Below are 20,561 nucleotides of genomic sequence, written 5' to 3'. Positions count from 1 at the left end.
ACAGTTGCGCGAAGCAAAAAGCCTGTAGAACCATTGAATATCAAGGGCTCTCAGGCTTTTATACTTTTCAAAAAAGTGAACAATGTTTTTTATTTTTTCGTGTCTTTAAAAATTTTTTTCATTTGTTTCATATTAATTATTTGATAATCCGTTCTAAAGCCAAATTTGTCATGTAAATCATCTGTAAAATCGGTCCTTGTATATATTGGAATATAGCCCTCATTCTTAATCTCATAAAAATTCATTTCTCTAAGTCCTGATATAATATCGCTACACGTATATTTTTCTGAAAGCTTTTTTTCTAATAGCCTATATATCATCAGGGAAATGAAACAAGTTGTAAAATGCGCTTTTATTCTATCATCTCTTCTTAAATATACTGGTCTTGCCTTAAACTCTGATTTCATAATACGGAAGGACTCTTCTATTTCCCAACGCCTTCTATTAATTTTTATAATTGCGGCAGCATCATCACTTATATTTGTACATACTGCGTAAAAACCATCATACATTGCCTCTTGTGCTATTAAATCAGCATTAATGCTGTATAATTCTTTTTCAGCTACTTCACCGTCAGGTGTGCAGTGAGTCTTTGAAATAAAGCGTTTGTAATCATTAGCATTACATTTCTTCAATTTTGTAGGATTGGTATCAATAACCTCTTGAGCTCTCTCTATTTGGTTACCTCTTATAGTTCTTTGATAGTTTCTATATTTCAAGGAAAATGTTACAATAAGTTTTTGTTCAAGCCCGTCTTCTTTTATCCAGCGTTCCTTATAAAAAATTTTATTAATATCTGTTTCTTCGTCAATTTCGTTTAAATTATATACTTTGTCTGAATCGCTAAGATGCCATCCTTTGGGGTCTAACGCCCATTCTTTTAAATGTGATTTTAATTTTTTAATAGATTGTGTAGTAATAAAAGCTCGATTTTGTATATTATTAAATTTTCTGTTTGCTGTAGATGCAAGCCCTGCATCTGTACAAATGATAAATTTTGAAAGCCCAAATTCGGATATAATTTTTTGCTCTAAAGGTTTTAAAGTTACTTGTTCATTAGTATTACCTTTGTTTATACAAAATGCAAGGGGGATGCCGTCTCCATCCATGAAAAGTCCCATTTGAACAATTGGATTGGGTCTATGTTCCTTCGATACTCCATACTGTTTTAATCCTTCTTCCTGTTCAATTTCAAAGAAATAGTTGGTGCAGTCATAATAGAGAACTCCTTTATTACGATTGCAAACTTTAAGACTGTTCTTGTATAATTCTGACTGAATAAAATCTGTTTCTTGTGAAATCACTTCTAAAGCTCTATAAATATGCTGAAGCTCAAAATCAGGCTGCTCAATAAATTTTTTTGATAGTTCGTATGTAGCAAGCTTAGATGATGGATAAATAATTCTTGCATAAATTAATCTTGATAGTATTGAATTTAGATTAAAATTAAATTTATGTTTATCCGAAATATTTTTACAGATATTTTGCAGCCCAAGCTCGTTATATATTTTTTGTAAAAACAAGTAACTACCATTAAAAGTATGCTGTTCGTCCTTGTTAATTTGTTTAACAGGCGAGTATTTTACTAATATTTCTCTTTTCTCTTCTTTTTCTTTTCTATTTAACTCTTCAACGTACCTCTTCCCCCATTCTATAGGGTCTTGTCCGTTTAGTTTTTTTAAAAGTTCATCATAAGTGCCAAGCTTCTCAACTACTTTTGATGTACGCTTGCCTTTTTCATAAACAGATTTAACTACATATAAGGATGCTGCATTTTTTGATTTAACAATTTGTAATCTCATTTTTTCACATCTCTTCATATATTTATATCTATATTATAACACATTGTTACACATTGTGCACTATAAAAATTTAAAATTTGACAAAAAAATAAGCCTATATCAAGGCTTTAAGGCACTTTTTTTGTCTTGCAACTGTCAAAGACCCGCATTGAGGCTAACAGTGACATGCTAAACTTTATAAACAGCAATGTAAGGCAGCAATTTAAAGTATATGGTGAAACAGGAAAGCAGTATTATAAGGATGCTGATTTTGTAAGCAGAATGTCACAGGAAATAGCTGCTATGTCAGAAGAGCTTACAGCTACAGTTGGGCAGGTTTCCGATGCAGCTGCTAATATGGCGGCAAATTCTCAAAAGACAGGCGAACAGGCTCAGATGATTATGGAAAACGTTAATGAAACTACAAAGGCAATAGAGAAAGTTGCTATATCTATCCACAGCCAGAATGAGGCTGCTGAAAAACTAAATGAGATGATACAAAGATTTAAAATTTGATTTGTTGATATGTTAGTGGTATAATATCTATAAAATTATATATTTATCCTTCAGGGCAGGGTGCAATTCCCGACCGGCGGTACAGCCCGCGAGCAGCATTATGCTGCAGATTCTGGTGAAATTCCAGAGCCGACAGTAAAGTCTGGATGGAAGAAGGAGGTGCATGTTTATGTATAGATTTTTTGTGCTCTGAGGATAATATCTTCAGAGCTTTTTTATTTGAGGTGATTTAATGGACGAGTTATATATGAAAAGAGCCTTAGAACTTGCAAAATTAGGTGAGGGCTATACAAACCCTAATCCTCTTGTAGGTGCTGTTATTGTTAAAGAGGGAAAGATTATTGGTGAAGGTTATCATGAGCGCTATGGAGGGCCCCACGCAGAGATAAACGCCTTTAAAAATGCAAAGGATGATGTTGAAGGTTCAACCCTTTATGTTACTTTAGAGCCCTGCAGCCACTATGGAAAAACTCCTCCCTGCGCAGATGCAATAATTGAGAAGAAAATTAAAAGGGTTGTTGCTGCTATGAGGGATCCTAACCCTATTGTTTCAGGGAAGGGAATTGAAAAGCTTATAAAAAGCGGAATAGATGTAAGACTTGGAGTTATGGAAGATGAGGCAAGAAAGCTTAATGAAATATTTATAAAATATATTACAACAAAGACTCCCTTTGTAATATTAAAAAGTGCAATGACTCTCGATGGAAAGATAGCATCCTTTAGCGGAGACTCTAAATGGATTACAAATGAAAAATCGAGGGAATATGTACATAAGGTAAGACAAAGGGTAAGCGCAATAATGGTTGGCATAGGCACTGTAATCAATGATAATCCCCACCTTACAGCAAGAAAAGAAGGAAATGTTATAAAGGATTTAACGAGGATAATAGTAGATACAAACCTTAAAATACCTTTAAATTCCAATGTTCTTGATACTAAAGTTTCCAAAACAATAATAGCCTGCAGCGAATATGCAGATAATAATAAAATAGAAAAACTAAAGAATCTCGGAGCTTATATAATTAAAACCCCCCTTAAGGATAACAAAGTAGACATTAAGTATCTTATAAAATCCCTCGGGGAGCTTAATATAGACAGCGTCCTTTTAGAGGGAGGAGGAACTTTGAACTTTTCCGCTCTAAAGGAAGGAGTAGTCGATAAGGTTATGATATTTATCGCTCCTAAAATAATAGGAGGAGAAAGCTCTAAAACCCCTGTTGAAGGAGAGGGATTTGAGTTTATAAAAGATGCTGTAAAAATAGAAGACATAAACATTAAAAGCTTTGATGAAGACATACTTTACGAGGGCTATATAAAGAGGTGATAGTTTGTTTACTGGAATTGTAGAGGAGATTGGAAAGATAAATAAAATAATAAAGGGCGAAAAATCAGCAAAATTAATAATAAACGCGGATAAGGTTTTAGAAGATGTGAAATTTGGTGACAGCATAGCAGTAAACGGAGTATGCCTTACGGTAACGGATTACAGCTCAAATAATTTTACTGCATATATAATGACAGAGACATTTATTAAAACAAACCTTAAAAACTTAAAACCAAACGACTGTGTAAATCTTGAAAGGGCATTAAAGCTATCAGACCGCTTTGGGGGGCATATAGTATCCGGCCATGTTGATGGAGTCGGGACTATTAAGAGCATTCAAAGGGATGAGATTGCAGTATGGTTTGAAATTAAAGCGCCCTTTGAAATATTAAAATATATAGTTTATAAAGGCTCAGTAGCAATTGACGGAATAAGCCTTACAGTTGCATTTGTTGATGATTTTACTTTTAAAGTCTCAATAATACCCCATACCCTCCAAAGTACAGTTCTTTTTTATAAAAAGACTGGGGATGAAGTTAACATTGAGTGTGACATTCTTTCAAAATATGTTGAGAAGATGATGAAGTTTAATTCTAAAAAAGGATTAGACATGGAATTTTTAAGGGACAATGGATTCCTGATTTAAAGAGGTGATGATATGTTCAATACCATAGAAGAAGCAATTTTAGATATAAAAAATGGCAAAATGGTAATAGTTGTAGATGACGAGAACAGGGAAAACGAGGGAGACCTTTTGATGGCGGCACAAAAGGTTACTGCTGAGAGCATAAACTTTATGGCAAAGTATGGGAGAGGGCTTATATGTATGCCAATTATAAGAGAGAGGCTAAGGGAGCTTGAGATTTTTCCAATGGTTAGTGACAACACTGATATTCATAAAACAGCCTTTACAGTATCAATCGACTCATGCGATACTACAACGGGTATATCTGCCATTGAAAGGGCCGCCACTATAAAGAAGGTTCTTGATGAGAATTCAAAGCCTTCGGATTTTAAAAGGCCTGGGCATGTATTTCCCCTTGAAGCAAGGGAAGGAGGAGTATTAGTAAGGGCAGGACATACAGAGGCTGCTGTTGACTTAGCCAAAATTGCAGGGCTTTATCCTGCAGGGGTTATATGCGAGATAATGAATGATGACGGAACAATGGCAAGGGTTCCCCAGCTTATTGAGTTTTCTAAAAAGCATGGTTTAAAGATTATAACTATAGCTGACCTTATAGCCTACAGAAGAAAAACAGAGAAATTCGTAGTAAGAGAGGCTAAGGCTAATCTTCCTACTAAATACGGCGATTTTACAATAATAGGTTATGTAAATAAATTAAACGGAGAGCACCATGTTGCCCTTATTAAAGGTAAAGTTGACGATGGGGAGCCGGTTTTAGTAAGGGTTCACTCTGAATGCTTAACTGGAGATGTCTTTGGCTCTTTAAGGTGCGACTGCGGGGAGCAGTTTGCATTTTCTGCAAAGAAAATAAATGAAGAGGGAAGAGGAGTAATACTATATATGAGGCAGGAGGGAAGAGGCATTGGGCTTATAAATAAGATTAAGGCCTACGAGCTTCAGGATAAGGGAATGGATACTGTTGAGGCAAACATCGCCCTTGGCTTTCCAGCGGATTTAAGGGATTATGGAATTGGTGCCCAGATATTATCAGACCTTGGAGTTAAAAAAATAAGGCTTATGACTAACAACCCTAAAAAGATTTCAGGGCTTTCAGGCTATGAGCTTGAAATAGTAGAAAGAGTTCCTATAGAAACAGGCAGGAATGAAAAAAATGAGTTTTATTTAAAAACTAAAAAGGAAAAAATGGGACATATTTTAAAAATGGAGGATGAGCAGGATGGCAACATATGAAGGAAAACTTATAGCTACAGGACTTAAATTTGGAATAGTAGTGGGAAGGTTTAACGAGTTTATAGGTTCAAAACTTTTATCAGGGGCAATGGATGGACTTTTGCGCCACGGAGCAGAAGAAAAAAACATAGATATTGCCTATGTTCCAGGGGCCTTTGAAATACCCCTTACTGCAAAGAAGATGGCACAATCTAAAAAGTACGACAGCGTAATATGCCTTGGGGCAGTAATAAGGGGAGCAACTCCTCATTTTGACTATGTTTCAAGCGAAGTTTCAAAGGGAATTGCAAATGCATCCTTAGAGCTTGGAGTGCCTATAATATTTGGGGTTTTAACGACGGATACAATAGAGCAGGCCATAGAAAGAGCAGGAACAAAGGCAGGAAACAAGGGCTATGACGCTGCAATCGCTGGGATAGAGATGGCAAACCTTTTAAAACAGTTATAAAAATAAAGAGAGGCTGTGTAGTTCACAGCCTTTTTTTGTTATTATCTGGTCCACATTCTCCGGTGCCAGGCACCGGAGAATGTGGATATAGAAAGTGAATTAAAATACATAAAATAAGTAACCGTCCCATTTGGGAATTTAAGGACAGGCCTGGGGACGGTTACTTATTTCGCTCAAAAATAATACAATTATCCTAAGGCCACATCTAAAACCATCATTATTGCAAATCCTATTAAAGTTACAATGCTTATAATTCCCTCATTGCCTTCCGACTGGGATTCCGGTATAAGCTCCTTTGCACTTACATATATCATTGCACCAGCTGCAAAAGATAGGGCATAGGGAAGGATTGCTTTTATAAAAGTTACAAGGTAAGCTCCTATAACTCCGGCGATAGGCTCAACTATTGCTGAAGCCTGACCGTACATAAAGCTTTTAAAGGTTGAACTTCCTTCACGCCTTAAGGGAAGGGATACAGCAGCCCCTTCAGGGAAGTTTTGTATACCAATTCCTACTGCAAGGGATATTGCAGCAATCAGCACAGATTGAGTGCTTTGAAATTTTAAAGCACCAAAGGCAACTCCAACCGCAAGGCCTTCAGGGATATTATGAAGGGTTATTGCAAGTATTAAAAGAAACATCCTCTTCCATGATTTATTATTTTCTTCCTTTTCCCTGAAAACATCTATTTTATTAACTGATATATCTGTAAAGTATATAAAGAGCCCCCCAAGCAAAAAGCCTAAGGCTGTTGGAATTACTGGGCTTTGATTGCTGCCTTTGCACATTTCAATAGCAGGGGATAATAGGGACCAAAAACTTGCAGCTATCATAACACCTGCTGAAAAGCCAAGCATTGAATTTAAAATTTTTTTATTTACATCTTTAAAAAAGAATACTAATGATGCCCCAAGAGCTGTTACAGAGTAAGTAAATAAAGTTGCAAACAGCGCTAAAATTACTGGTGAAAATTTGCTTAGTATGTTCAAAAACACCACCCCCTAATAATTTAGAATATTTACGAAAGGGAAAATGTGTTACAAGTTTTTGTGCATAGTGTTTTAAGAAAATATATTTTAAAATATTTACATGGGAATATATTAAAATGATGTGAAAATAATTTAGTATTAATGATTTTTTGAGAGAAACAAAATTAAATTTGATTTGCTTTTAAAAAGATTTATTTTCAAAATAAAAAGGCCTTAAAGCCTTACTTAACTAAAATATTTTTAATTCCCTGCACAAAATTATAGGCTTCCTGCCCCTTAACAACTTCACTTTTAATTTCATTAACAGAGCCTTCGATTCTTGCAAGTTGAATAGTAAAGTTGTCGTGTTCAGCTTTATTTATATCGGCTTTATGCTCTAATGCCTTAAGTATACTTGTGTTTTCATTAAGCTGAGATTTCATCAACTGTTGATCTTCTTTTAATACTTTAATGTCTGTTTCCATCCTGTCAAGTCTTGACTCAATCTTATCAAGCCTTGTATTCATTCCTTTTACTTCTACGATTAACTGCTTTAATAATTCCTCCATATGTACCGCCCTTTCAGAAGTTTATATTGATATTATACTATATTACTGGAGTTTGATAAATATCATAAAATATTATATTTTAGTTTAAGACTCATATTTCCCTGAATTCCTAAAAATAAAATAAACTTTATGTCTTTATGCGTTTTTACCTTTATCTGGTGGTTGTTTACGAATATTAATTGCAAAAAAATTAAATATCTTAAATTCAAAAAAGATTGAGCCAAATATGAGTTTAAATATAAGTTGGAAACATTATACTAATTAGTGTAAAATATAATTGTATCTCAATTCATGGGAGGATAAAAAATTGAAAAGATTAAAATCATCATTAATTATAGCTTTAACTTTGATTTTTCTATTTCAAATCAATTTTCAGGCCTTTGCCGCAGCTAAATTTCAAAGCTATAAGGCTATAGTCGTTGCACAAAAATTGTACATAAGAAAAACCCCCTCTTCAAAAGGGAAAATTACAGGAAGCCTTAATAAAGGTCAGATAGTTGACATAATAGGAACCTCAGGTAAATACTTAAAAACACCAAAGGGATATATTTATTCAAGCTATGTAAAAAAATATATTCCTCCCAAATTAGGTGTATATGTATCTGTGAAAGAGGATATACCGCTTTTACTATCCACTAATGGAGATTTAGATGAAAGATATGCAATAAAAGGCAAAAGCTATAAAACAATTGGTGAGATAGGAGATTATTATAAAATAGATTTTTATGGAAAATTAAGATATATCCCAAAGCAAAGTGCACAGATACTTACAGGAATGAGCTTTAAAGATAATATAACTCTTGGATTTATATATGTAAATGGAAAGCAGTATAATCAAAGATTTATGGATGATGAAAAGGACTATGTTAATAGAAAAAGCACAGATACAGGGCTTGATGTTCTTTGTCCCACATGGTTTGAGCTGTCTTTTAAAGAAGATACTATTGATGTAGTTGATAAGGGGGATAGTGATTTTGTAAAGACAGCTCATAAAAACGGGTATCAGGTTTGGGCAAGCTTTTTTGAGAGCAGCCCTAAAAGGGCAAGTGAGATTTTTTCAGATGATACTTTAAGCAGTATTATAATAGATAAGATTATAAAATATGCTGCAGATTATAATATAGATGGAATAAATATAGACTTTGAGGGGCTTGGACTATCTAATAAAGATGGATTTACTAATTTTGTTTCAAAATTTTATAATAGGGCAAAATACAGCAATTTATTAATATCAATAGACATTACAAGGCCTGAAGTATCTTCCTGTAATTTTTATGATAGGGCAGAGCTTTCAAAATATTGTAACTACATGATACTTATGGCCTATGGAGAACATGGAGGTTCCTTTAAGGAGGCAGGCTCTGTAGCTTCATATAATTGGACTGAAAAAGCTATTTCTGAAACTTTAAATCTTGGAGTGCCTAAGGATAAGCTTATGCTTGGAGTTCCATTTTATACCTACGATTATGCAGTGATAGATGTAAATTTACCCTATGATTCAGTAGTACTCCTCAAAAAGGGAGATGCTTATACATCAGAAGTTTTTGATGACGAAGTAAAAAACAAATATATTAAATATGGAACTTTTAAATATATTTCTTCCTCAGAAAAATTTTACAAGGTTACTGATGAAAAAGAAGAGAATATATATTATATACCCTTTGAATCAGGAGCTTTAGTTAAAGCAAATACTAACAAAAGATTTGTTGTAGGCTACGAATCATTAAAACTTCAGACTTTAAAGGATAGAATAAGTGAAAATAATGGAACAGCTTATTATGATGAACTAGTAAAGCAATATATTGCTGAATATTATAAGGATAATTTGAAACATGCTGCATGGGTTGAGGATAAGGATACTCTATCATGGAGAATTGATTTGTTAAATAAATATAATTTAAAGGGATTAGCAGCATGGCAGCTTTACTATGAAACGGAGGATATGCTTAAAACAATAAAGGATAGATTAAGTAAATAGTTTAAAGTTGTGCATAAAAATAAAAATCCTGTGCATAGCTTTTATCTGTAAAATTAGCTTAATAATAAATAAAGGGGAGGTTATAATATGCAAAGGGCAGTTGAACTTAAAAGCAGAAATCTTACTTTAAGGGGAATGCTTCATTATCCTGAAAATACTAAGGGGAAAATCCCTGTTGTTTGCATTTTTCATGGTTTTACAGGAAATAAAATGGAGCCCCATTTTATATTTGTAAAGCTTTCAAGGCTCCTTGAAAAAAAGGGAATAGCAAGCCTTAGATTTGATTTTGGAGGAAGCGGAGAGAGCGATGGAGATTTTATTGACATGACACTGTCAGGGGAGCTTGAAGAAGCAAAGGATATTCTATCCTATGCAAAATCATTGGAATTTGCAGATTTACAAAGAATTGGAGTTTTAGGGCTTAGCATGGGAGGTGCTGTTGCAAGCATGCTTGCAGGAGAATGCAAAGATGATATTAAATCTCTATGCCTTTGGGCACCTGCAGGAAATATGGGGGAAATTATTACAGCTCAAAGGACTAAGGAAGAAATTGATAAAGTAAGAGAAATTGGATTTTACGATGCAGGAGGACTGCTTGTTGGAAAAGATTTTATAGATGATGTGTTAAATCTTGATATATATGGCAAGGCTTCACCCTTTGATAAAAACGTTTTATTACTTCATGGGGATAAGGATATGACAGTACCCCTTAGTGCATCAGAAAGATATCTTGACATCTATGGGGTAAAATCGGTACTTCACATAGTTGAAGGTGCAGATCATACCTTTAACAGAAAAGATTGGGAAGATGAAGTGTTAGAATATACTGTGGAGTTCTTCAAAGGGGAATTTAAATAAGATTTTTTATATATAAAAATCCATGAGCAATACTTGTATTTTAGTATTGCTCATGGAAACAAACTGTTTCTCAAAACTTTAATATATTAAGTTTGAATATTAGATCAGATCTTATCTAAAATTATTTTCTTTTTAGATTTATATTCCTCCTCGCTTATTTCACCACTTGCAAATCTTTCATTTAAGATATCAAGTGCCTTTGAATGTGAAGCTATTGAGTCACTTAAGATAAGATTTTTGGAATTAAGTAGTTTTAAAAATAAATATACAAATAGCATAAAAAATAAAATCATAGGTATCATCATCATAAAATTAACACCTCTAAATCCAAAACCACTAATTGAAGCACATCTGAACATTTTTTAACACCTCCGAATATTTTATACTTTAATAATAATTCAAAGATGTGAAGAAATTGTGTAAAAAATTATGAACAGATTATAAATTTTAATATTAAACTAGATAATATTTTTTTATTTAAATAATAGAATGAATATATTTATAAATTATACATTAAATCAATTCTTTTTCTTTTTACTTGGCTTTAGACTTATTGAATGAATTTCCGGGACGGTTACTCATTTTAGCTAAATTCACATCAATTCTATGAATAAACAAACCTCCAACTTGGAAAAATAATACTAAAAATATATTCCAAGTTGGAGGTGTTTTTTTATGCCAAGAATGGCAAGGCAAAAAAGCTATGATTCTATTTATCATGTTATGGTAAAAAGCATATCCGAAGTTCTCCTCTACAAAGACGATAAGGATAAAATAAAATACCTTGACTACATGAAAAAAGCCCAAGAACAGTTCGAATTTAGAGTTTATTCCTACTGCCTTATGGATAATCATGCTCATTTTATTATAGATGCAAACGGTGCAGATATCTCAAAAATAATGCACTTTATAAACTATAAATATGCCATGTATTTTAATAAAAGGTATGAAAGAAGTGGCCATCTCTTTCAAGACAGGTTCAAAAGCTTAATCGTAAAGGATGATAGATACCTCTTTGCCTTAACAGCCTACGTTCACTTTAACGCAACAGACCTAAAAGGCTACGATAAAAATCCACAGGATTACCGCTTTTCATCTTTAGGCATATTCTTAGGGCAAAAGACAGATGAATTTGAGCTTATAGATGACAAATTTATATTATCCATGTTTAGCCTAAAGGAAGCTACAGCAAGGGCTATATACAAAGACTTTGTATTTAAAGTAAAAAGTATTGTTGATGCGCAAAGGGAAGAGTTTAAGAAAGAAGGAACAGAGTATAGGAGCATGAGAACAATCCTTGTAAGGGATCTATCCCCTGATAAAATAATAGAATTAATATCACAAAAATTCAACGTAGATAAGCTAATGCTAAGGATAAAGCGGGCAAAGGAGGCAAAGGAAGCGAAGGCAATACTATGCTTTGTGTTAAGAAAGTTTTGTGATTTAAGATGTGCCGATATATGCAGGATACTTGGGAATATGGGGCAATCTAACGTTTCAAAGCTATGTTCCCTTGGGAGGGAGCTTGTAAAGGAAGAGAAATATAAAAATATAGTAAATGATATATTAGTGCAATACATATAAATTTTTAATAAAAAAGGCTATTATATAAATTGTTTTCCAAAATATCACAATATAATTTAATGAAAAGAAATTAAAAAGATATAAACTTAAGATATTGGACAAGCTATTCTTAAATGAATTAAAAATATATTTCATAAAATCTAGAACAGACATTAATGACTACATGAAGAACAAGATAATTAATATATAATAAAGTGAATTGGGATTATTAAAGATGGAGTAAATAAATTTTTAAAATAATATTATTTATATTTTAACTAATAAGTAACAGGTCATGACTAAAAGTAGCCACAACGACGGCATGAAAAAGTTTGTGGTTTTTCAAAGGTAACAGAAAGGACGGTTACTTATTATATTAAATAATAGATAAAATATTTTATGCATGTACCCCTAATTTTGCAGATATTTGTATAAAATAAGTAACCGTCCCTTGGCTTGTACTTTTTTCCTTTTTTGTAAATGGACATTTTCACACTAACAGGTCATGACTAAAAGTAGCCACAACGACGGAATGAAAAAGTTTGTGTTTTTTCAAAGGTAACAGAAGGGACGGTTACTTATTATATTAAATAATAGATATAATATTTTATACATGTACCCCTGATTTTGCAGATATTGTGTATGAAATAAGTAACCGTCCCCTGTCTTGAACTTTTTTCCTTTTTTGTAAATGGACATTTTCACACTAACAGGTCATGACTAAAAGTAGCCACAACGACGGAATGAAAAAGTTTGTGTTTTTTCAAAGGTAACAGAAGGGACGGTTACTTATTATATTAAATAATAGATATAATATTTTATACATGTACCCCTGATTTTGCAGATATTGTGTATGAAATAAGTAACCGTCCCCTGTCTTGAACTTTTTTCCTTTTTTGTAAATGGACATTTTCACACTAATCGTCCCAAAATACTCAGAGGTTGGGTGAACATTTGAATAAATTGCCACCCTAACTATTGGCGTAGAGCCCCTATATAACCTTACTTTTTTGTTTTCTTGCTTGGCTTTAAGCTTCGTGGTTGCAATAGTACTTTTCTAAGCGGAGCTCTAATTATTAAATCATACATGTCAACAAATCTTAATGGTGCAACAGGAGCAAGATATGCGACTCCAAAAATTTCAAGTTTGATTAATATTATTACTACTAAATATAATCCAATAAGTAATCCAAAAAATCCCAAAAACTGACTTAATATTAAAAGAGGGAAGCGTAAAAATCTTATAGTTAATGCCATTTGATAATTTGGGATTATAAATGTAGAAATAACTGTAATCGCAACTATAAACAGAGTTGTATAACTAACTAAACCTGCTTTTGTAGCTGAATCTCCGATTACAATACCACCTACAATTGCAAGGGTTGTTCCAATTGGATTAGGAAGCCTTATACCACCTTCACGGAGGATTTCTACTGCAAGATCCATTGCAAGTATTTCAAGCAAAGGAGGTAGGGGGATATTTTGTCTTGATGAAATTACTATAGTTATAAGACCATAAGGAAAAAGCTCAGGATTATAATATAAAAGAATGAGGTATATTGGTTCAAGTATTATAATTGTAATTATTGCAATAAATCTTAGAATCCTTGAAAAGCAAGCAATTATTGTTTTGTCAGAATAATCTTCAAAACCTTGAAAGAACTCAATAAATGTTGCTGGAACTATTAAAGCACTTGGACATTCTGAAATGAATATCACTGCTTTCCCTTCAAGCAGGTCAAAGGCAGCTTTATCAGGTTTTTCTGTAATTTTACTCATTGGAAAAATATTGTATGTCCTTTCATCAAAAAATTGTTCAAGAAATCCTGGAGATAAAAGAGCAGGAGTTGAAATAGTTAAAATTTTGGACTTTATTTTATCAAGTACTGTGGGGTCAATTATTTTATCAATATAAGTTAATACAATTTCTGTATTAGTCTTGCTACCCATTACAAATCTTTCTATTCTAAAATCAGAGTTTTTTAACTTTCTTTGAAGTAATGCTATGTTAACATCTATGTTTTCAACAAAACTTTCTTTTGAACCTTGTATTGACTTTTCAGTTGTTGATTCTTGAATTTGTCTATATTTTGAGCTTACAGTATTACATATAATAGCTTCAGTTTGATTTTGTATAAGAATTACACATTTGCCGTTTATTAATTCAGAGCATATTTTTGGCAAGGAAGAAGATTTTTCGATTTCAGAAGAATATATATATTTATTAATTAATTCCTGCATTATATTCTGTGAATTAATTAATTCAGTATTATCAGTTTGTAGTAAAGGTTTTATAATATTATCCTGTATATCATTTTTATCTGAAAGCCCAGAGATGTATAATATATAGCAAATTATATTTTTGAATATAGTTATTTCTCTTTTTATAAAATTGAAATTTGATGATATATTAGATGAAATTTGATTGTAATTATCTTTTATATCGTTTTTAAGTTGTTCATTCATTCAATACACCTACCTTATAACTCTTCCAATAGAGTTAATTTTTATTTTTACTTCTATATTGATATTAGAATCCTTAAATTTACTTGAAACATAGTCAGCTTTATCTTTTCCTAATTTTGCAACAGCATATTTTTGAATATCAAAAACATCAACACCATAATTACTTTTGTACTTTTCAATAATACTTTCAAGTTTTGACTTTAGTTCCTTTGAATAGGTATCTTGAATTGTATCTATAGTTTTTTTATCCATCTCTTTAAATTTATTTATACTGTTTTCTTTAATTAAGGAATTAAGAGTTATTTTTATGTTATAGTTTATGTTATCGTTTTTAATATCAGCTTTTACTTTTCTATTTACTTTGCAATATATATCAAATGATTCTAAAGGCTTTTCACCGCTAAAATTGAGATATCCAAGCGTATCATGATTTCTTATTAAATTTACATATTTTACATCCTCGCTTGGAATTTTAAATATCATTTTATCCTTTTCAAATACAGCTACACTACTTATTTTTACTGTATCTTTATACTTTTCTATATAAGGTAGCATAATTCTTCTACCTTCTTGAAACCTCATGTTATATAAATCCTTTATATTAGTATCTCTTTGGTTGAAATTTGTTTGGTAGGATGATTTTATAAGATCTTCTATCTCACTAGACATTGTATTTGACTCCTTAGGTTCTATTTTAATTATGTCTACAGCTTTATCTTTACAAACAACAACAGTTGTATTTATGTTTCTTTCTTGATCCCGCATAAAAGAATCAATTATATCATCAATTCCATATCTTGCTCTATCTTCACTTATGATTAAAGATCTTATGGTTCCTGTTAAATAAGTTTTTTTAGCCTCAAGCAATCTTTTATTAAATATGTCATATATTGATTGACCTGTTTGAGTTGATACTGTTTTGGATATTTTTTCTTTACCAGTAAAAATAAGATATTCTAATGAAGCTGAAAGAAGATTATCATCAATAATGTCTTGTGCTGAACCGGATACAACTGAAGTCCTTTCAATTGGAACTCTATCGTAGCATCCTGATAAAAGAATAATAGGAAATATAAATATTATAATTTTGATGTGCTTCACTTTGATGCACCTCTTTTTATATAGCTTAAAAGTAATGTAAGCAAAGACCATAGAAAAATAGTTATTATCATATAGGGAAGAGAAATATTTATTATTTTAGATCGGTTTGATTCAGGTATTAAAAAGAAAGATGTTAAAAATATTAATACACATACTATTAACGAACAATAATTATAATCTATATTAAACGATTGTGATATCAAATAAGAACTTGTAAAGCTACATGCTGAAATAGTTTGAAACACTTTATTACCCCAAAAGAATATAAATATTGGTTCAAAATTTGATAATACCGGGATATCAGCACCAGCAACAAGATATAGAAAAGGATATTGAAGTTTTGAAGTTAACTTCCAACCACAATAGTTTATTATAAGTAAAACCGTTACTGTATACATTATGATAGTAATTATACTACCGATAATTCCATATTTAATTATATTTTTCTTTTTTGATATAAAAGGTATTATTAAAAAACATATTTCAATTCCTGAATAAGAAAAAAGCGTATCAGGCATTGCTTTTATTATTCCTTCGTAGCTGCTTATTAAAGGAAGCAGATTAGTAATATCCCCCATATTAATAAAGTATAGTGGAATTAAAAGAAGTAATATTGTAAGAGGAAAAATAATTTCTGATAACCTACCTATATATGTAAGGCCATAGTTTATAGAAATATAAATAGCAAAAGAAGTAATAGCAGTAATCATATATGAAGGTAAAAATTTAACTGTTGAAAAAGTAAGTACGTTAGTAAAACCAGAAAGAATAAGAGCACTAAAGAATATAAAATACAAGATAAATATAAAGTAAGATATATAAGATATATATTTTCCGTATATTTTTTTATTTAGGTCATAAAAATTTATGTACCTCATATTTTTATAAATTAAAGATGAAACAATAACAATATACACTGGATAGATTCCACCTAAAAGCACACTAATCCATCCTGACTGCTGGGCACTTTTGCATACAGATGAAGATAGAGAAAGTATTCCAACACCAATCATAGCACCTTGAATTATATACATATATTGAAAACAAGTAATTTCATTGTTATACCTTTTCATAGAATCACCTTCTTTTATTAGTTTTTCAGATTAATATTTTCATATACATAAAAAAAGCAAATCAGCTTTAACTCTGATTTGCTTAAAATATAATTATAATTTTTTATGATTTCCAGCGATAATATCCTCCACCGTGTTCCTTGTCAAGATTTATATTTGTATTCCCGTCTCCATCTCTCCAGTATCCATTAACAAATGTGCCATCCTTTCTTTTATATCCGTTAACCCAATGTGGGTCAACGAATTCCCTATTGTTATTACTTGAATTTGAAGTCATATTGTATACTTTAAAAGCAATAGCACCTAAGCTTAAAAGTATTAGCATAAAATAAATTGGTAACATTAGGCTGCTATTTCTTTGTGAGGCTTTATAATAAATTTTTCCTAATATGTATATTATTATACCCATAACAGATAAATAAAAAATTATATTGATAAGTTCAACAAAAAAGTTTTCATCTGAAGAATATGGAAAAATAGTATTAAAAATTTTATCGGTAAATGATAATATTTTTAACCCTATTTTGACGTACAGGTAAAGAATTAAAGATGCAATATAAAATTTAGGATTTAAAAGAATGCGAATGAGATTTTTTAATGAAATATAAATTCTATATATTATAGCTAAAGCTAAAAGTATGCCTAATATTATAGACATAAACCCCTCCAGATTGTCGATATTTAGCAAATTTTTCTTATATAATTATATCATAATATGTCATAATATGTCTACATAGCGTTTATATGATGTAATTCATTTAAAAAATAAGTTTTACAAATATTCAAATTGCAAGAGAAAGTTAAATTAATTCAATGTTATTATAAATTAGGAAACATATTTTATTCCTTTCTATTTTTTTACATGCGGCTACTTAGTTATATAAGTTTTATAGCAATATTGAAAATTGTATAATTATAATACACAATAATAATAAATAAAAACAAATAAAGAACAGGAGTGGGAAAATGAAAAAAATTTTATTAACAGGCGGTAAGGGATTCTTTTCTACAAGGTTTTATGAGAGATATAAAAATGAATATGAAATTTTATCTTTAGGGAAAGAGGAATTTAATGTATGTGATGAAGAAAAGGTATTTGAAGTATTTTCAAGATTTAAACCTGATTATGTAATACATGCAGCAGCAATTGCAGTTACTGAATTTTGTAATAAAAACCCTGAAATTGCAAGGAAAGTCAATGTTGATGGTACTGCTTTTGTAGCCAGAGCATGTAGAGAGTTTGGTTCAAAACTTGTATTTATAAGCAGTGAGCAGGTTTTTAACGGGAATATAAAGATGGGGCCATATAGTGAAGAAGATATTCCTGTACCTAATACTGTATATGGTCAGAATAAACTTGAGGCAGAAAAGATAATAAAAGAAACTATTTGTGAGTATTGGATACTAAGATTTACATGGCTTTTTGGAATGCCCGAAAGAAATATGGGGATGGCATCAAATATATTATGGGAAACAGTATCTACGCTTATAAAAGGGGAAAGGATCTATGCATCTCCTAATGAATTTAGAGGAATGACATATATTTATGATATGGTTGAAAATATTATTAAGGTTTTTGATATTCCCTATGACACATATCATATTGGCAGCTCTAATGATATGAGCAGATATGATGTAGTAAAGCATATATTAACTGAAATGGGGTTATCGAGCAGGATTGATGAAGTACTTATAAAAGATGAAGAAAAGTATAAAAACTTCCCCAGGGATGTAAGACTTGATACATCAAAAATAAACAAGTATGGTATAGTTTTTCCGTCAACAAAAGATGCAATAACAAGATGTATTAAAGAATATAAGTTAAATCTCAAATAAAATATATAAATAAAGGGTGTGAAGTGAAAATGAAAAGTATAAATTTTGCTATAATTGGATTTGGTTCAATTGCAAAAGCCCATGCTTTAGCAGCTTACGATGCTAATTTAAGATATAATTTACCTTTTACATTAAATCTTAAGTATGTTGTTACGAGAAAACCCTGTGAAATAAAACTTCCTGGTGTAAAAAATTGTATTAATGTTCAAGAAGTTTTGGAAGATGAAAGTATTGATTTTATAAGCATAAGTACCCCAAATGATTCACATTTAGAATATGTTGAAAAGGCAGTACAATATTATAAAGCTATATATTGTGAAAAACCTTTGGCATCTACTTATGAAGATGCTTTAAAAATGACAGAGGCTGTTAATAAAAACAATGTTAAAAATGCAGTAGCGTTTATGTACAGATTTCTTCCTGCTGTTAGGCTTTTAAAAAGAGAGATAGCAAATAAAACAATTGGTGATATTATTGATTTTAAAATAAAAATATATCATAAAAGTTATTTAAACAGCAACAAAAAAGGAACTTGGAGAACACTTAAATCTTCAGGAGGAGGAGCACTTTTAGATTTAGGTGCCCATCTAATTGATTTGATTTTTTTTACTTTAGGTGAAATTGAAAAAATTGATTCAAAAACAAGAATTTACTTTAAAGAAAGAAGCTTTGTTGATGAAATTGCATATTGCGATATTAAACTTTTTAATGGAGTTCAAGGAAGTATAGAGGTGTCAAGGATTTTTGCTGAAGCTGATCAAAGGGATAGTTTTGAAATTTACGGTACCAAAGGAAGTATGAAATTAAATTTTAAAAATCCTTATGTTCTTGAAATCTTTTTAAATGAAGAAAATATGGTAAAACTAGTTAAACCAGACATCGCAGAGGATATGCAATTTTATCCTGATGAGAGAAATGTGCTTGGATATTTTCAAAGTGCACATACTGCATCAATAATAAATTTTGCAAATTCAATTTATGAAAACAAGGATATAGGTATTGCCGCTTCATTTGAAGATGGTCTAAAATGCCAGAAAATAATTAAAGAAGCTTATGAAAACCCATTAAAGTGAAGTAAGTTAAATGTGATTCATTGTTAAATAAATGAAAAGATAAAAAATATGTTGGGATTATGCCCAACATTTATTTTAGAACTATTTTAATTCATCTTTTCCTAGCACGAGGTGGATTTGCTGCAGTTACAGTTACAGAGACATTTGTAGATTTTGACAGGGCTGCCCGTCATGATCACAGCCTGGATATCGTAAGTCCACATCTTACAGTACATCATATAGAATCTCTTGTAGTTCTTACTGAGGCAATTAAAGTCCATGGAGCTGTTGCTTCAATACAGCTCAATCACGTTGGCAATGCCAATCATCCTTCCACAATAAAAGATGGCAAAAATCCAATTGGACCTTCAGGTTTTGTTCGTAAAGATGGCATTGTAGTTGAAGAAATGGATGAAGAGATGATGATGGAAGTAGCAAATAATTATGCAAATGCAGTAGCTGCTGCAAAAGATTTTGGATTTGACATGGTTATGATCCATGGCGGCCATGGCTGGCTTCTGGCACAGTTTTTATCACCGCTTACCAACAAACGTAAAGATAAGTATGGTGGAAGCCTTGAAAATCGTGCACGTTTTCCACTAATGGTTTTAGATGAAATTCGCATTTACCCAAATGGTATTACAGTAAAAGATAAAGATGGCAAAGAAATCTTTTATGAGGCAGATACAGTAGTTTATGCTGTTGGCATGAAACCCAAAAAAGATGTTGTTGAAAGCCTACGCGGTTCTGTTGCAATGTTTAGAGCTATTGGAGATTGCGTAAAACCTGCAAAGGTCCTTGAGGCAGTAAGAGATGGAATGTTTGCAGCAATGGATATTTTATAATATGAAACTAAGCTTTTTTGGAGATGGTGCTCTAAAGCACTTAGCTCTTCATGCTGTTTTTTAAGCTTAGCATCCGAGGGGGCTATCTGCTGATATAATGCAGTAAGCTCTTTCTTGCTTTTTTGAGCTTTTTTTCATTTTTACTATTCTAATAGAATAAATTATAATTATAAAATTTGAAACAGCTGAAATGATCAATATTGCAGCAATTAGAGCCCAATTGATAAGACAAAAGGGCAAATTTATCTTTTTAATCGTACAAAAATAAAAATAGTTATTTAAGTTAATTATGCTGCTTAAAAGTTTT

General features: G+C 31.4%; 19 protein-coding genes and 1 riboswitch. Of the genes, 11 read left to right on the top strand and 8 right to left on the bottom strand.

The features are described from left to right. Positions 1 to 89: 89 nt before the first annotated feature. Positions 90 to 1,802 carry an IS1634 family transposase gene (locus tag FDN13_RS05285; protein ID WP_138979184.1) on the bottom strand — a complete coding sequence of 571 codons (1,713 nt, stop codon included), beginning with the start codon at positions 1,800 to 1,802 and terminating at the stop codon, positions 90 to 92. Between the two features lie 165 nt (positions 1,803 to 1,967). Between FDN13_RS05285 and FDN13_RS05280 the strand changes: the two genes are divergently transcribed. The 5 genes from FDN13_RS05280 to ribH all read left to right on the top strand — a co-directional run bounded on the left by FDN13_RS05280 (position 1,968) and on the right by ribH (position 5,945). Further along, the gene (locus FDN13_RS05280; RefSeq protein ID WP_168190080.1) at positions 1,968 to 2,297 is read left to right on the top strand and encodes a methyl-accepting chemotaxis protein; all 330 of its coding nucleotides are present in this window, start codon (positions 1,968 to 1,970) and stop codon (positions 2,295 to 2,297) included. Between the two features lie 42 nt (positions 2,298 to 2,339). Then, positions 2,340 to 2,459, top strand: a riboswitch (FMN riboswitch). Positions 2,460 to 2,529: 70 nt separating this feature from the next. Beyond that, positions 2,530 to 3,621, top strand: coding sequence for a bifunctional diaminohydroxyphosphoribosylaminopyrimidine deaminase/5-amino-6-(5-phosphoribosylamino)uracil reductase RibD (gene ribD, locus FDN13_RS05275; RefSeq protein WP_138979238.1), 1,092 nt, complete (start codon positions 2,530 to 2,532; stop codon positions 3,619 to 3,621). 4 nt (positions 3,622 to 3,625) lie between these two features. Then, on the top strand, positions 3,626 to 4,267 hold the full coding sequence (locus FDN13_RS05270; protein ID WP_138979237.1) for a riboflavin synthase: 642 nt from the start codon (positions 3,626 to 3,628) through the stop codon (positions 4,265 to 4,267). A gap of 12 nt (positions 4,268 to 4,279) precedes the next feature. After that, positions 4,280 to 5,497: a bifunctional 3,4-dihydroxy-2-butanone-4-phosphate synthase/GTP cyclohydrolase II gene (locus tag FDN13_RS05265; protein WP_138979236.1), complete on the top strand. Its 1,218-nt coding sequence runs from the start codon at positions 4,280 to 4,282 to the stop codon at positions 5,495 to 5,497. Then, positions 5,484 to 5,945 (top strand): 6,7-dimethyl-8-ribityllumazine synthase, encoded by a 462-nt coding sequence (ribH, locus tag FDN13_RS05260; protein WP_138979235.1) that lies wholly within the window; start codon positions 5,484 to 5,486, stop codon positions 5,943 to 5,945. Before FDN13_RS05265 ends, ribH begins: the two co-directional genes overlap by 14 nt. A 188-nt stretch (positions 5,946 to 6,133) precedes the next feature. Here ribH and FDN13_RS05255 read toward each other — a convergent pair whose 3' ends face one another. Together FDN13_RS05255 and FDN13_RS05250 are read right to left on the bottom strand one after the other, a co-directional pair. Then, the gene (locus tag FDN13_RS05255; protein WP_138979234.1) at positions 6,134 to 6,934 is read right to left on the bottom strand and encodes a ZIP family metal transporter; all 801 of its coding nucleotides are present in this window, start codon (positions 6,932 to 6,934) and stop codon (positions 6,134 to 6,136) included. A gap of 221 nt (positions 6,935 to 7,155) precedes the next feature. Continuing rightward, positions 7,156 to 7,482 carry a hypothetical protein gene (locus FDN13_RS05250; protein ID WP_138979233.1) on the bottom strand — a complete coding sequence of 109 codons (327 nt, stop codon included), beginning with the start codon at positions 7,480 to 7,482 and terminating at the stop codon, positions 7,156 to 7,158. A gap of 307 nt (positions 7,483 to 7,789) precedes the next feature. On the opposite strand from FDN13_RS05250, the gene FDN13_RS05245 reads away from it, so the two are divergent. Next, positions 7,790 to 9,460, top strand: coding sequence for a glycosyl hydrolase family 18 protein (locus FDN13_RS05245; protein WP_168190079.1), 1,671 nt, complete (start codon positions 7,790 to 7,792; stop codon positions 9,458 to 9,460). An 87-nt stretch (positions 9,461 to 9,547) separates the two neighbouring features. Then, positions 9,548 to 10,318, top strand: a complete 771-nt coding sequence (locus FDN13_RS05240; protein ID WP_138979231.1) for an alpha/beta hydrolase — start codon at positions 9,548 to 9,550, stop codon at positions 10,316 to 10,318. A gap of 104 nt (positions 10,319 to 10,422) precedes the next feature. Here the strand turns inward: FDN13_RS05240 and FDN13_RS05235 are convergent, their stop codons facing one another. Next, on the bottom strand, positions 10,423 to 10,677 hold the full coding sequence (locus tag FDN13_RS05235; RefSeq protein WP_207670909.1) for an SHOCT domain-containing protein: 255 nt from the start codon (positions 10,675 to 10,677) through the stop codon (positions 10,423 to 10,425). A 316-nt stretch (positions 10,678 to 10,993) separates the two neighbouring features. On the opposite strand from FDN13_RS05235, the gene FDN13_RS05230 reads away from it, so the two are divergent. Next, positions 10,994 to 11,902 carry a transposase gene (locus FDN13_RS05230; RefSeq protein ID WP_138979230.1) on the top strand — a complete coding sequence of 303 codons (909 nt, stop codon included), beginning with the start codon at positions 10,994 to 10,996 and terminating at the stop codon, positions 11,900 to 11,902. A gap of 981 nt (positions 11,903 to 12,883) precedes the next feature. Here the strand turns inward: FDN13_RS05230 and FDN13_RS05225 are convergent. The 4 genes from FDN13_RS05225 to FDN13_RS05210 form a co-directional block, all read right to left on the bottom strand. Next, positions 12,884 to 14,347: a spore germination protein gene (locus FDN13_RS05225; RefSeq protein ID WP_138979229.1), complete on the bottom strand. Its 1,464-nt coding sequence runs from the start codon at positions 14,345 to 14,347 to the stop codon at positions 12,884 to 12,886. A gap of 9 nt (positions 14,348 to 14,356) precedes the next feature. Beyond that, positions 14,357 to 15,448 (bottom strand): Ger(x)C family spore germination protein, encoded by a 1,092-nt coding sequence (locus tag FDN13_RS05220; RefSeq protein ID WP_168190078.1) that lies wholly within the window; start codon positions 15,446 to 15,448, stop codon positions 14,357 to 14,359. Then, positions 15,445 to 16,521, bottom strand: a complete 1,077-nt coding sequence (locus FDN13_RS05215) for a GerAB/ArcD/ProY family transporter (RefSeq protein ID WP_138979227.1) — start codon at positions 16,519 to 16,521, stop codon at positions 15,445 to 15,447. Before FDN13_RS05215 ends, FDN13_RS05220 begins: the two co-directional genes overlap by 4 nt. 103 nt (positions 16,522 to 16,624) lie before the next feature. Continuing rightward, positions 16,625 to 17,179: a hypothetical protein gene (locus tag FDN13_RS05210; RefSeq protein WP_138979226.1), complete on the bottom strand. Its 555-nt coding sequence runs from the start codon at positions 17,177 to 17,179 to the stop codon at positions 16,625 to 16,627. A gap of 308 nt (positions 17,180 to 17,487) precedes the next feature. Between FDN13_RS05210 and FDN13_RS05205 the strand changes: the two genes are divergently transcribed. Genes FDN13_RS05205 through FDN13_RS05195 form a run of 3 tightly spaced genes read left to right on the top strand, consistent with a single transcriptional unit; the run spans position 17,488 to position 20,254 of the window. Continuing rightward, entirely contained in the window at positions 17,488 to 18,357 is an 870-nt protein-coding gene (locus FDN13_RS05205) for an SDR family oxidoreductase (protein ID WP_138979225.1), read from the top strand. A gap of 29 nt (positions 18,358 to 18,386) precedes the next feature. Next, complete coding sequence (locus FDN13_RS05200; protein ID WP_138979224.1) at positions 18,387 to 19,430, top strand: Gfo/Idh/MocA family protein; 1,044 nt, start codon at positions 18,387 to 18,389, stop codon at positions 19,428 to 19,430. A gap of 59 nt (positions 19,431 to 19,489) precedes the next feature. After that, complete coding sequence (locus FDN13_RS05195; protein WP_138979223.1) at positions 19,490 to 20,254, top strand: hypothetical protein; 765 nt, start codon at positions 19,490 to 19,492, stop codon at positions 20,252 to 20,254. The last annotated feature ends 307 nt before the right edge of the window (positions 20,255 to 20,561 follow it).

It is taken from the genome of Caloramator sp. E03 (assembly GCF_006016075.1).
Taxonomy (GTDB): domain Bacteria; phylum Bacillota; class Clostridia; order Clostridiales; family Caloramatoraceae; genus Caloramator_B.
Note: the sequence above shows the minus strand (reverse complement) of the source record. Positions and strands in the feature narration are given on the sequence as shown.

Bases quoted from the DNA above. Each gene is read 5' to 3' on its own strand.
- FDN13_RS05285 (WP_138979184.1), bottom strand. From the start codon at position 1,802: ATGAGATTACAAATTGTTAAATCAAAAAATGCAGCATCCTTATATGTA.
- FDN13_RS05280 (WP_168190080.1), top strand. From the start codon at position 1,968: ATGCTAAACTTTATAAACAGCAATGTAAGGCAGCAATTTAAAGTATAT.
- ribD (WP_138979238.1), top strand. From the start codon at position 2,530: ATGGACGAGTTATATATGAAAAGAGCCTTAGAACTTGCAAAATTAGGT.
- FDN13_RS05265 (WP_138979236.1), top strand. From the start codon at position 4,280: ATGTTCAATACCATAGAAGAAGCAATTTTAGATATAAAAAATGGCAAA.
- ribH (WP_138979235.1), top strand. From the start codon at position 5,484: ATGGCAACATATGAAGGAAAACTTATAGCTACAGGACTTAAATTTGGA.
- FDN13_RS05250 (WP_138979233.1), bottom strand. From the start codon at position 7,482: ATGGAGGAATTATTAAAGCAGTTAATCGTAGAAGTAAAAGGAATGAAT.
- FDN13_RS05240 (WP_138979231.1), top strand. From the start codon at position 9,548: ATGCAAAGGGCAGTTGAACTTAAAAGCAGAAATCTTACTTTAAGGGGA.
- FDN13_RS05235 (WP_207670909.1), bottom strand. From the start codon at position 10,677: ATGTTCAGATGTGCTTCAATTAGTGGTTTTGGATTTAGAGGTGTTAAT.
- FDN13_RS05230 (WP_138979230.1), top strand. From the start codon at position 10,994: ATGCCAAGAATGGCAAGGCAAAAAAGCTATGATTCTATTTATCATGTT.
- FDN13_RS05225 (WP_138979229.1), bottom strand. From the start codon at position 14,347: ATGAATGAACAACTTAAAAACGATATAAAAGATAATTACAATCAAATT.
- FDN13_RS05215 (WP_138979227.1), bottom strand. From the start codon at position 16,521: ATGAAAAGGTATAACAATGAAATTACTTGTTTTCAATATATGTATATA.
- FDN13_RS05210 (WP_138979226.1), bottom strand. From the start codon at position 17,179: ATGTCTATAATATTAGGCATACTTTTAGCTTTAGCTATAATATATAGA.
- FDN13_RS05205 (WP_138979225.1), top strand. From the start codon at position 17,488: ATGAAAAAAATTTTATTAACAGGCGGTAAGGGATTCTTTTCTACAAGG.
- FDN13_RS05200 (WP_138979224.1), top strand. From the start codon at position 18,387: ATGAAAAGTATAAATTTTGCTATAATTGGATTTGGTTCAATTGCAAAA.
- FDN13_RS05195 (WP_138979223.1), top strand. From the start codon at position 19,490: ATGCCCAACATTTATTTTAGAACTATTTTAATTCATCTTTTCCTAGCA.